This window comes from Parafrankia sp. EUN1f (assembly GCF_000177675.1).
Classification (GTDB): domain Bacteria; phylum Actinomycetota; class Actinomycetes; order Frankiales; family Frankiaceae; genus Parafrankia.
This window is the reverse complement of record NZ_ADGX01000221.1, coordinates 1-11,167: the sequence shown is the minus strand read 5'-3', so window position 1 is coordinate 11,167 and position 11,167 is coordinate 1. Positions and strand designations below refer to the sequence as shown.

Annotated in this window: 11 protein-coding genes and 1 pseudogene; 3 read left to right on the top strand and 9 right to left on the bottom strand. The window is 66.3% G+C overall.

The features are described from left to right. The 8 genes from FREUN1FDRAFT_RS35560 to FREUN1FDRAFT_RS35530 form a co-directional block, all read right to left on the bottom strand. Positions 1 to 886, bottom strand: an 886-nt coding sequence (locus FREUN1FDRAFT_RS35560) for an acyl-CoA dehydrogenase family protein (RefSeq protein ID WP_006545235.1), incomplete at its 3' end; no start/stop codon positions are given. A gap of 383 nt (positions 887 to 1,269) precedes the next feature. Further along, positions 1,270 to 2,142 (bottom strand): CoA ester lyase, encoded by an 873-nt coding sequence (locus FREUN1FDRAFT_RS35555; protein ID WP_006545234.1) that lies wholly within the window; start codon positions 2,140 to 2,142, stop codon positions 1,270 to 1,272. Further along, positions 2,135 to 3,382 (bottom strand): CaiB/BaiF CoA-transferase family protein, encoded by a 1,248-nt coding sequence (locus FREUN1FDRAFT_RS35550; protein ID WP_006545233.1) that lies wholly within the window; start codon positions 3,380 to 3,382, stop codon positions 2,135 to 2,137. Before FREUN1FDRAFT_RS35550 ends, FREUN1FDRAFT_RS35555 begins: the two co-directional genes overlap by 8 nt. Beyond that, positions 3,379 to 4,215, bottom strand: coding sequence for a cyclase family protein (locus FREUN1FDRAFT_RS35545; RefSeq protein ID WP_006545232.1), 837 nt, complete (start codon positions 4,213 to 4,215; stop codon positions 3,379 to 3,381). Before FREUN1FDRAFT_RS35545 ends, FREUN1FDRAFT_RS35550 begins: the two co-directional genes overlap by 4 nt. Further along, positions 4,208 to 5,323, bottom strand: a complete 1,116-nt coding sequence (locus FREUN1FDRAFT_RS35540) for an ABC transporter ATP-binding protein (RefSeq protein WP_006545231.1) — start codon at positions 5,321 to 5,323, stop codon at positions 4,208 to 4,210. The genes FREUN1FDRAFT_RS35545 and FREUN1FDRAFT_RS35540 overlap by 8 nt, the downstream gene beginning before the upstream one ends. After that, entirely contained in the window at positions 5,316 to 5,957 is a 642-nt protein-coding gene (locus FREUN1FDRAFT_RS40475; protein WP_006545230.1) for an iron ABC transporter permease, read from the bottom strand. The genes FREUN1FDRAFT_RS35540 and FREUN1FDRAFT_RS40475 overlap by 8 nt, the downstream gene beginning before the upstream one ends. Positions 5,958 to 5,987: 30 nt before the next feature. Further along, a complete protein-coding gene (locus tag FREUN1FDRAFT_RS40470) occupies positions 5,988 to 7,040 on the bottom strand; it encodes an iron ABC transporter permease (protein WP_006545229.1) in 1,053 nt (350 codons plus the stop codon). Further along, positions 7,037 to 8,128, bottom strand: a complete 1,092-nt coding sequence (locus tag FREUN1FDRAFT_RS35530) for an ABC transporter substrate-binding protein (protein WP_006545228.1) — start codon at positions 8,126 to 8,128, stop codon at positions 7,037 to 7,039. The genes FREUN1FDRAFT_RS40470 and FREUN1FDRAFT_RS35530 overlap by 4 nt, the downstream gene beginning before the upstream one ends. Before the next feature lie 170 nt (positions 8,129 to 8,298). On the opposite strand from FREUN1FDRAFT_RS35530, the gene FREUN1FDRAFT_RS35525 reads away from it, so the two are divergent. The 3 genes and pseudogenes from FREUN1FDRAFT_RS35525 to FREUN1FDRAFT_RS47155 form a co-directional block, all read left to right on the top strand. Further along, positions 8,299 to 9,060, top strand: coding sequence for a GntR family transcriptional regulator (locus tag FREUN1FDRAFT_RS35525; protein ID WP_006545227.1), 762 nt, complete (start codon positions 8,299 to 8,301; stop codon positions 9,058 to 9,060). A 135-nt stretch (positions 9,061 to 9,195) separates the two neighbouring features. Continuing rightward, positions 9,196 to 10,152 (top strand): integrase core domain-containing protein, encoded by a 957-nt coding sequence (locus FREUN1FDRAFT_RS35520; protein WP_006545226.1) that lies wholly within the window; start codon positions 9,196 to 9,198, stop codon positions 10,150 to 10,152. Between the two features lie 41 nt (positions 10,153 to 10,193). Beyond that, positions 10,194 to 10,363: pseudogene (locus tag FREUN1FDRAFT_RS47155) on the top strand (IS256 family transposase); the annotation flags it as partial. Between the two features lie 223 nt (positions 10,364 to 10,586). On the opposite strand, the gene FREUN1FDRAFT_RS35515 reads toward FREUN1FDRAFT_RS47155, so the two are convergent. Next, the gene (locus tag FREUN1FDRAFT_RS35515) at positions 10,587 to 10,925 is read right to left on the bottom strand and encodes a helix-turn-helix transcriptional regulator (protein ID WP_006545225.1); all 339 of its coding nucleotides are present in this window, start codon (positions 10,923 to 10,925) and stop codon (positions 10,587 to 10,589) included. Between the last annotated feature and the right edge of the window lie 242 nt (positions 10,926 to 11,167).

Genomic DNA, 11,167 nt, shown 5'->3' with positions numbered 1-11,167 from the left:
TCGCCATGTCCGCGAGCATGAACTGGACGCCCTGGTTGTCCGCGATCGGGCGGCCGAACTGGCGGCGTTCCTTCACGTAGCCGATCGCCGCGTCCAGCGCGCCCTGCGCGATGCCGACGGCCTGCGCGCCGATCGTCGGCCGGGTGTGGTCGAGGGTGCGCAGCGCGGTGCGCAGACCCGTGCCGGGCTCGCCGATGATCCGGTCGGCGGGGATCGTGCAGTTGACGAAATGGATCTCGCGGGTCGGTGAGCCCTTGATGCCGAGCTTGCGCTCCTTGGAGCCGACCTCGAAGCCGGGGTCGTCGGCCCGGACGACGAACGCGGAGATGCCGTCGGCGGGCTTCGCCGCATCCGGGTCGGTGACGGCCATGACCGTGTACCAGGTGGACTCGCCCGCGTTGGTGATCCAGGTCTTGGTGCCGTTGAGGACCCAGTGGTCGCCGTCGAGCCGGGCGCGGGTCCGCATCGAGGCGGTGTCCGATCCCGCCTCCCGCTCCGACAGCGCGTAGGAAGCGGCGGCCTCCCCACGGGCGATCGAGGGAAGGACGAGCTTCTTCAGGTCCTCCGAGCCGGACAGCAGGATCGGCATCGTCCCCAGCTTGTTGACCGCCGGGATGAGCGATGAGGAGGCACAGACCCGGGCGACCTCCTCGATGACGATGCAGGTCGTCACCGAATCGGCCCCCTGGCCACCGTAGATCTCCGGTACATGGGCCGCGTTGAAACCCGAGCGGACCAGCGCGTCCCGTGCCTCGGCGGGATACCGCTCATGCTCGTCAACGTCGGCTGCGAACGGCACGATCTCCTTCTCCGCGAGATCACGGATCGCCTCACGGACAGCCACGTGGGTGTCGTTGAGCCGGTAGGTGTCGAAGTTCGGATTCACGTCCGTACTGTCCTCATCCTGGCTTGTTCCTGCTGGCGGCGACTTGGGGCCGCCACCAGCCACCGCCCTGCTTAGCTGGGTGGGTGGGCAGGTGCGGTAGATCAGGGATTATCGGTGAAAGCTGCGCCCGCTCTTCTCTCCGAGAAGAGCGGCGTCGACCGCACGTAGCATTGGCTGTTAACGGCTGTAGCAGCGGTGGCGACGAAGGGCCAATCTGGTCAACATCCGGCGCAAATCATAATCGAATTCGGGCATGGGTCGCCGTAGAGGTCACGCCTCTGGAGACCCGCACCCTCGGACAGAGCTGGACACGCCGGGCCTCGTCAACTATTGATTCTGGGCCGCCAAGGAAATGGAATAGGGCCGAAAGTAGCGCCGAGCCATTAACTGGACAGGCCGTGCTTGAGGATACGTTTGGCGTACTGGTAGTTGGCGTTGTCGACGAACGTGTCACCCATCATGACGGAGCCGTGTCCGCTGGTGGCGGCCTCCTCGTAGGCCGACACCACCCGGCGAGCGTACTCGACTTCCTGAGCCGACGGGCTGAACACGTCGTTCAGGGTGCTGACTTGGCGTGGGTGGATGCAGGAGGCGCCGGTGCTGCCCATCGAGCGGGACCGCGTGGCCAAGGAGCGGAATCCATCCAGGTCCGCAAAGGACACGATGAGTCCGGGGAGGCCGAGCGGAGTGCGGCCGGCGGCTCTGGTTGCCTGGATGACCTCGGTGAAAGCATGCATGACCGCGGGGCTGTCGGGTGAGGCATGGAGATCGATGCTGAGATCGCCGATGCCAGTGGACGCGGCGACGACGCGGTCGCTGGCCGTGAGGATCTGATCCACGCGTCGCACTCCCCGGGCTGACTCGATGAGCGCAACTACTTTTGTGGTTGTTTCTGCTCCGCCCTCCTCGAGTTCGTACAGGGTTTCGTCGACCGTGCGGATCATCCCGGGATCGTCACTCTTGGGGATGATCACTGCGTCGACCTTCGACCTCACCGCGGCTTCGAGGTCCGGGATCATCAGTGTCCATGAGCGGTTGACCCGGACCAGCACGGTGACTGGAGCGGTCCGCAGGTGGGACACGGCGCCGGCGAGGCTCTCCCTGGCGGCGATCTTGTGCTCGGCCGGAACTGCGTCTTCCAGGTCGAGGATCACAGCGTCGGCGTTCGACGACGCGGCGTGGCGTACGAACCTCTCGCGGTTCGCGGGAACGTAGAGCAGGGACCGCCAGGACACGCTGTTCGAGGGGTCACGCATTGACGCTCCCGACGGACGGCGTGCCGAGAATTCCGCGAGCGGCGAGGTCGCGCATGGTCTCGGCGGGGATGCCGAGCTCAGCCAGCACCTCGTCGTTGTGCTCGCCCAGCCGTGGTGCCGGCCGACGCAGCCCCGAGGGAGTTCCTGACATGCGGGGCACGACGTTGTGCATGGCGATGGTCTCGGGCTCTCCGTCTCGCCCGGGGACGTCGACGTAGACCTCGCGGGCGACGAAGTGGGGATCGCGCCGTGCGTCCGCCATCGACAGCACCGGCGCGATCGTGACTCCCTGGGCGCGCAAGGTCTCCAGCACATCGGCCGATGACCTGACCTCCACCCACCGTCCGATGACTGCGTTGATCTCCACTCGATGGTCGAGCCTGGACTGGTAGCTACGGAAGCGGGGGTCCTTCAGCATGTCGGGCTCGCCGATCGCCGCGAACAGGTTCTCGACGATGCTTTCGGCCCCTGCGGACAGGGCTAGCCATTTGCCGTCCGAGGTCTGGAACACGCCCTTGACCGACGAAGCGCGGGTGCCTTCGCCTCGTGTGGGCAGGTGTCCCAGCTGATCGAGCAGTGCGTCTGGACCCATGATCGATGCCAGGGGTTCGAACAGGGACACGTCGATGGTCTGACCGGCGCCGCCGTTGCGCGCATGAAGTATAGCCGCGATTGTCGCTGTCGCGGCGTAGAGACCGGCGACCATGTCGGCGAGCGCCGTCGGCGGAGGAGCGGGCGGCCGGTCAGCGAAACCGTTGCGGTACATGAATCCGGAGACTGCCTCGGCCAAGGTGCCGAAGCCGGGCAACCGCGAATACGGCCCGGTCTGACCCCAGCCGGAGATGCGGGTGATCACGAGTTTCGGGTTGACGTTCAGCAGGACGTCGGGCCCCAGGCCCAGCTTCTCCAACGTTCCCGGCCGGAAGTTCTCCAGGAGCGCGTCAGCGGTCCGTAGCAGGTCGAGAAGGATGCCGCGGCCCTCTTTTGACTTCAGGTCCAGGCTCACCGAACGCTTGTTGCGGCTGTAGACCGTCCAAAAGGCCGCGACGCCCGCGATGCGTCCGCCGCGCAGTTCATCGCCGCCGTCGGGGCGCTCCACCTTGATGACGTCCCCACCCAGGTCAGCCAGCACCATTCCGCAGTGCCCGCCCGAAACCAGGCGGCTCAGATCCAGCACACGGCATCCCTGCAGTGGTCCAACGGCCTCGGGGTCGAAGGTGCGCGGGAGGGGGGGATTCATCGGGAGGCCTCCAGGGAGGACGGGTCGACAATGGCGAGTGGTCGTACGGGCGATCCCGTCGCTCCGACGATGCGCAGCGGGATCATCACGAACCAGAAGTCCCGGGCACCGTGCTCGGCCAGCTCCTCGAGGTTGAGCACCTCGATGATGTGGATGCCGTTCTTGACCAGGAGGATGTGGTGGGCCGGCATCTGGGAGTGACCGAAACCGGGCAGGATCTGATCGAAGGCGATGGTGTCGGTGCCGACGACGCGCGCACCCCGGTCCGCAAGCCACTCAGCGGCCGGGCCCGTCACGCCGGGAGCGCCCTCGCGGTGTCCAACGTATGCCTCGGGGTCGCCGTACTTCTGTGCCCAGCCGGTCCGGACAAGGATGACGTCCCCGGGCTCCATGGATGACTCACCGGTGGCAGCCTGGAGATCATCGATAGTGACGCCGTAGCCCGCGGGTAGCCTCTCGAGTCCCATCGCGCGGGGAATGTCGAGGAGCCGACCCCGGCACAGCATGGGCGGGATGGTCTCGGCGCCCAGAGCCCGGTGGCGGCCACCCACGCTGTTGGCGACCGCGTCGATGCCGCCGTGCAGTTGGCCTTCGGCGGCAACGTGGGCCAAGGCGTCGATATGTGTGCCCACGTGACCGCCGAACGTGATGATCTCGTTCGAGCCGGATCCGGCGCCCCGCATCAGGTCGCCGTGTCGGCGTATCAGCGCCATGTGGAAGCCGGGGTGGCTGGGCGAGCACGGCATGCCGTTCTCGAGCGGCTGCGACAGGTCGAAAATCTGGACCGGACGCTGGAGAAGTGCGCCGAGAACCTCCTGAGTCTGGTCAAGCATGGGCGCTCTCCTTGATGCGATCGGGAAGTTGATCGGTGGCGTCGCGGGGAAACAGGCGGCCGTGTTCAAGGCCGAATTGCAGCCGCACGGGTCCGAGTTCCCACCGCTCACGTGACGCGACGCTCACGGTCTGGCCGCCGCAGTCCACGGCGTAGCGGTAGGACGAGCCCACGAACATGCGGGAGTTCAGGTTGCCCCGGACGGGAGCGAGGGAGGGGTCCGCCGTGTCAGACACCAGCTCCACGTCTTCAGGACGCACCATCACCAGAACGTCGCGGACCGGGCATTCCTCAAGCACTGACACCGTCTGACCGATGCCGTCGAGCCGCACCTGGGTGAGGTCGCCCGCGGAGCCGACGACCGTGCCGGCCAGCAGGTTGGCGGATCCCAGGAACGACGCCACGAAGGGCGACGCTGGACGTCGGTAGATTTCCTCCGGCTCGCCCACCTGCTCGATACGACCATCGTTCATCACGATGATCCGATCGCTCAGGGCCAAGGCCTCGTCCTGGTCATGGGTGACAAAAATGGTCGTCAGCCCGACCGACGACTGGAATTCCTTGAGCCAGCGACGCGCCTGTTCACGCAGTTTCGCGTCGAGGTTGGACAGCGGCTCATCGAGGAGCAGGACACCCGGAGCATAGGTAATGGCGCGTGCCAGAGCGACCCGTTGCTGTTGCCCTCCAGACAACTGGTGCGGGTATCTGCCGGCCAGCCTGTCCAGGCCGACCATCGCGAGCGCCTCGTGGACACGCGCGACGGCCTCGGCCTTGCGGACCTTGCGCAGGCGCAGCGGATAGGCGACGTTCTCGGCAACCGACATGTGCGGCCAGATAGCGTAGGACTGGAACACGACACCGCAGTTCCGCGTCTCCGGCGGCCGGTCGATGGATCGCGTGCTGTCGAACAGCACGTCATTCCCGCACGCGATCGCGCCGCGGCTCGGCTGTGCAAGTCCAGCGATCGACATCAGCGTCGTGGTCTTGCCACATCCACTCGGTCCTAACAGTGTCAGGAACTCGCCATCGCGAGCGGTGAAACTGATGTCGTCGATAGCGGTCTTTCCTGCATAGTCGAGACCGAGCGTCGACACGGTGACTTCAGGCACGAAGCTTCGCTCCCCAGGCAAGACGCCCGATCAACACCGCAAGCGCGGTAATGGCAATTTGGATGACACCCAGGGCGGCGACCGGCCCGGCGAATCCCGCGGCCCACTGCTTGAGCATCGTCACGCCCAGCACCTCGTTTCCCGTGGTCACGAGGAAGACGGCGGGGTCGTAGTCGTTCAGGATCGAGACGAACATCAAGACGAGGCATCCGGCGAGCGCAGGGCGCAGGAGCGGAACCACGATGCCGCGGCACGCCCTGAACCAGGTCGCACCGCTGGTGCGCGCGGCTGCATCCAGCTCCGCACTGATCGCTAGAAGGCTGGCCTGGATCGTTGCGTAACCCACCGCGGTGTTCCGCACGATGAAAGCGAGCATGATGCCCCACACTGTGGTGCGCAGCGGTTCCAGCGGCGCCACCAGGACGAACGTCCAGAAGATCCCGACGCCGACGACGATGCCCGGCAAGGCCCGCGGGTAGAAGAGGATGGCAGGGAGGGTCGAGCGCAGACGAAACCGTGAACGGTGGGCCACCAGAGCCGCGAGTGTCAGGGCTGATGTTGCGAGCACCGACCCGACCACGCCGATCAGAAGGCTGTTCGTGACCGAGCGCAGCAGCGCATCGTTGGTGAACACGGTCTCGAAGTGTCGGCTCGTCAGGACCTTTCATGGCGACACGGCCGGCGTGAAGATGTAGGTGATCGACGTCATCACCAGGCCGATGACCGGCAGCAGGATGGCGACGACCACGTAGCCGCCAACGACGATGGCCGATGGCCAACGCAGCGGCCCCAGCCGGAGGTGACGGGCTGCGGAGGGCTTTCCGGCCGCAGTCGTGTACCGACCGGTGTCACCCTCGATCCGGGTTCGGAGCCACAACAGCACCGTCACCAGAAGAAGCAGCCCCGAGGCTGCCGCCGACACTGCTCCCTGCCGTCCCGGATCGGTGGTCCATATCCGGTACAGATATGTCGAGAGCGTGTCGATGCCGACCGGACCCCCGAGAATCAGCGGCAGGCCGAGCGTTTCGAACGCGATCATGACGATCAGGATCGCCGCGGTCCACAAAGCCGGTCTCAACATCGGCACGGTGATCGTCAAGAGCACCCGCAGCGGCCTGGCACCCGCAGTGAGTGCCGCGCTCTCGATGGAGGTATCGAGAGAGGACAGGCGGGCCCGCACCATCAGGTACACCAGCGGCACACTCTTCTCCAGAGTGACCATCGCTATGCCGGGCAGTGAGTACAGGTTCCACGGTGTCGACCCGAAATGGTCGGCCACCCACGTGGACACGAATCCGCTAGGCGAGTACATGGTGACCCAGCCGAGTGTCACGCCCAGTCCCGGGAAAAGCAGAGGCGCGACCAGAATGACGCTGAAGGCCCGACGCATCGGGAGATCCGTGCGCGCCACCAGGACCGCGAGGCCGGCGCCGATCACCACCCCGGGGACCGCCGCCATCAGCGCGAACAGAGCGGTGTTGCGCAGGGCCGACCAAAATTCGGGATCGTCGACCAGCGTGCCGAAGTTGCCAAAGGTCAGCACGCCTCCCGACTCGTAGAGCGGGCGGTCGACGAAGCCGGCGTAGACGACCGGGACGATCGGTCCGAAGATCAGGACGACCACCAGCAGCCAGGTGCCCCACTGGATCAGGCGGTCTGCTCGCGACGCGCCGCCGTGCCGCCGCCGGCGCAGGGAGGCCGTTGTCGACAACGTCACTGGCCCCGGGCCTCGGCCAGTCGAGAGGAAAAGGCGGGCTTGTCCGTGCGCATCGACTCGTCAAGCGGGACCATCAAGATGTTGTCCTCGCCCACCTCGTTGATGACTGTGGTGAGGGCGAAGTCGCCGCAGGTGTCGGCAACGTCGTCACGGACCGCTGTCAGCCCGCTGGAGCAGGCAACGGTCTGCCCCGGCCCCGACAGGAGATAATCCTGGAGCAATGCTGCGGCGTGTGGGTGCTTGGCATCCTTCACCACTGCCGCGTACCGGGGAACCACTGTGGTCCCATCCGCCTGGTAGCTCCAGCCGACAACCGAGTCGAGGCCGTTGGGCTTCAGCAGGCCACGGACCAATCCGGACTGGAAGTACCCGGCGACATACTCGCCCCGGGCCAGTTTCTGGGTCATGGACCCGCCGTTGAGCTCGTACCGGGTCGCGGGGGCCAGCTGGCCGAACAGTGTCCACGCGTCTGCACGGTGGTTCGCGAACGTCCACATCTGGGCGTATCCGTTTTCACTGTCGATGTCGTAGGTGGCGAGCTTTCCCGGTTTGTCGCCGGCGAGGTCAGCGACGTCGGTGAGGGATTTCGGCGGGCTGGCGCCGACGGCCGCCTTGTTGTATAGGATGATCGACGGGTCCGCGGAGATGGCGTAGATCCCGCGACGTGGCTTGGCATAGTCGGGAAGTTCGGCGTCGTACAGCGACTCCCGAGGTGTAAGCGCGTCCGCCAGGTCGAACAGAGTGCTCGGTGAACTGTCGATCACGAGGTCGGCCGTTGCCGCGCCGGTCTTCTGCTCCGAGCGCAGCCGCTGGACTAACTCCGGGCCGTTGAGGCTGACCGGAGAGATCTTGATTCCGGGGAAGGCCTTTTCGAACTTGGGGATCAATGCTTCCCAGAGTTCATCGGGCGAGTTGGTGTAGACCACCACCTCTCCCTCGGACTGGGCCTGGGTGACCGTGTCATCAGAGATCCCGGAGGGCCGTGACGCGTCGGCGACAATGTCCGACTCGTCCCCGCCGTTGCTGCATGCCGACAGCATCAACGCAGCAGACAAGGCGATCATCATGCTCCGGGTTGCGAACCTCATGTGCCGTTCCTCCTGTGATGGGCCCCGGCAGGGGACATGATCCACGTCACATCCGGGGGTGTATCGGAGCTTATGCTACCTCTATGCTTCTTGCAACAGCATCACTCATGATGTCCCAGGACGTCGCACGCTGTCGCAACTACGCTTGCCGCAACACACGAGGAGGGAACGTGCATCAGCAGCTCAGTGGCCTCGATTCGACATCGCTGGCTGAGCGTGCCTACCAGCACCTGCGCGACCTGATCGTCGAGGGTTCGCTTGCGCCGGGAGAACGAGTAACAGAGCGGGGGCTGGCCGAACGTCTCTCGGTGAGCCCTACCCCAATCCGGGAGGCCATCAAGCGTCTTGAGGCCGATGGTCTCCTCGAGCGGAAAAGCCCGCGGACCGTCTGCGTGGCCCCCCCTGTCCGCGCCACCCCGGAGCAACTTGCTGAGGTCGAGATTGCTCTGCGCGGCCTGGTCGCTCGGCTCGCAGCGATCCACGCCACCGAGGACGACATCGCCCATCTCGCAGGGCTACTCGAAGCCGCCGAGGACAAGAGCAGGCTCTACACCGCCCGCGTGGCCGAGGGTCTGCCCATCGACGGCCACGCAGAGTCCCTCTACAGCAGTGTCCAGCAGTTCAATGCAAGCGTCCTGGCCAGCACACACAATCCGGTGCTGATCCGCCTCTTCGAACAGACTCGCGCCCTGTCCAGCGTCGAACGTCGCCAGAGATCCCTCGACCGCCTTCGCAAGGATCCGACCTTCGGGCGTTCGCGATGGGACAGCCACCGCAGCACCCTGGACGCCATCCGCGCACGCGACCCCGAAAGCTCGGAGCGCATCGCAGTCCACCGCGCGCAAAGCGCGATGCACGACCTGACCGGGACCACCGACCGAGCAATGGTTGAGACCTGCGGATCGGCCGGGGAGGGCGTACCTTCCCGGTGATCGAGGTTGAGGTCTCAGTCAGGCCGACGTTGGCACGTCGGTCGGGAAGGCACGCCCGTACTCACGGTAGCCCCCCGAAGACGGCACGCCCGTCTCCTCGGTCGTTCGTCGGCGTCGAAGGACATCGAGCTGCTGGTGCTGCGGCATGAGGTCGCGGTGCTGCGCCGTACCCAGCCGAAGCCGCGGTGGGACTGGGCGGACCGGGCGGTGCTCGCCGCACTGATCCGACTCCTGCCGCACCGGCCGGTCACGCCCGGCACCGTCCTGCGGTGGCACCGCCGTCTGATCGTACGGAAACGGACCCATCTGCAGCGGATGGGTCGGCCACCGGTCGGCACGGAGATCGTGACCCTCATCGAGCGGCTCGCGACCGAGAACACGACGTGTGGCTACCAGCGGATCCGGGGCGAGCTGCTCAAGCTCGGTCACCGGGTGAGTTCCTCCACGATCCGCCGGGTCCTGACGTCCCTGGGGCTGCCCCCGGCTCCGCAACGGCAGACCGACACGACGTGGCGGCAGTTCCTGCGCACGCAGGCGTCGACGATGCTGGCCGTGGACTTCTTCCACGTGGACTGCGCGTTGATGTCACGACGTCTGTACTGTTTCTTCGTCATCGAGGTCGGCTCCCGCACCGTCCACATCCTCGGGGGCACCGCCCACCCCGACGGACCGTGGACCACCCAACAAGCCCGGAACCTACTCATGGATCTCGGTGACCTGGCGGCCGACTTCCAGTTCCTGGTCTGTGACGGGGCCGGCCAGTCCACCGCGTCGTTCGACGCGGTCCCCGCCGAGGCCGGCATCACCGCGATCAAGATTCCACCCCGGGCTCCGCGGGCGAACACCTACGCGGAACGGTTCGTCCGCACGGCCCGGACCGAGGTCACTGACCGGATGCGAATCTTCGGCGAGCGGCACCTGCGCACCGTTCTGGCCGAGTACGAACGGCACTTCAACGGACGACTACCCCACCGCAGTTGTGGCCTTCAACGGCCTCGGCCCGACCACCCTGTCGCAGACCTGACCAAGGGACGGATCAAGCGCCGAGCCGTCCTCGATGGCCTGATCAACGAATACGAACGAGCCGCCTAAAACCCCAGGTCAAGGCCGGTGGCCGAGTTCTACACCCCACACGGATCCGCCGCGCGGTCCGGGCCCGCGGCCACTTCCCGAACGAGACCGCCGCGCTGAAGTGCATCTACGTGACGGCCATGAGCCTGGACCCCACCGGGCAGGGCCGTAACCGCTGGGGATCCGTTGGAAGGGTGCCCTCAACGCCTTCGACGTCGCGTTCGACGGCCGACTCACCGCAGGTCGGAAGGTAGTCCGATTTGCAACGGTTACACCGGTAACGATACAAATCCGTGGCCGTGGTGACGGGCCACTCGGTACGGTCACCGTGCTGGTTCACGCGGGAGAGACGGAAAGATCGACCGGACGAGGGCGAGCCTTCCTCGGGCTCGTCGCCGGGCTCGTGCTCGCGACGCTCACCGTGCCGGTCGGCATTTCCGACGTCTCGCCCTGTCTCAGTCCGTGCTCCGACGGGAGGCCGGGTGAGGAGTCGGCGCCACGTCCGCGGCCTGTGTCCGTTCGAGGTCGGCGCGCAGCCGGGCGTTCTCGGTCTCCAGTTCGAGCACCTTGGCGATCCCGGCGAGGTTCAACCCGGCCGCGAGCAGATACCCGATCCGTTGCAGCCGAGCCAGGTCGTCGCTGCTGTAGCGGCGGGTCCCGCCGCCGGTGCGGGCCGGCTCCAGCAGACCGCGCCGCTCGTACAGGCGCAGGCTCTGCGGGTCCATGCCGACCAGATCGGCGGCCACCGAGATGCCGTACACCCCCTGGGTCGGGTCGACATCGGACGAGCTCACGGGGCGCCTCCAGGACTCCGCCCGGACGGCCGGACGGGGACTTGCCTCAGTCTGCCACCGGTGCTATATAAAAATCTAGGCCATCCACCACAGATAAGTGGATGACCTAACGCTCTGGTCTACAGGATCGTGATCGTGGAGGTGGAGTTCCGATGTTGGTGCGCACCGACCCGTTCCGGGAGCTGGATCGGCTCAGCCAGCAGGTGTTCGGCGCCTTGGGCACGGCGGCCCGGCCGACCGGG

Excerpts from the sequence above, each read along its gene's own strand:
- FREUN1FDRAFT_RS35555 (WP_006545234.1), bottom strand. The coding sequence starts at position 2,142 with ATGCGTGACCCCTCGAACAGCGTGTCCTGGCGGTCCCTGCTCTACGTT.
- FREUN1FDRAFT_RS35550 (WP_006545233.1), bottom strand. The coding sequence starts at position 3,382 with ATGAATCCCCCCCTCCCGCGCACCTTCGACCCCGAGGCCGTTGGACCA.
- FREUN1FDRAFT_RS35545 (WP_006545232.1), bottom strand. The coding sequence starts at position 4,215 with ATGCTTGACCAGACTCAGGAGGTTCTCGGCGCACTTCTCCAGCGTCCG.
- FREUN1FDRAFT_RS35530 (WP_006545228.1), bottom strand. The coding sequence starts at position 8,128 with ATGAGGTTCGCAACCCGGAGCATGATGATCGCCTTGTCTGCTGCGTTG.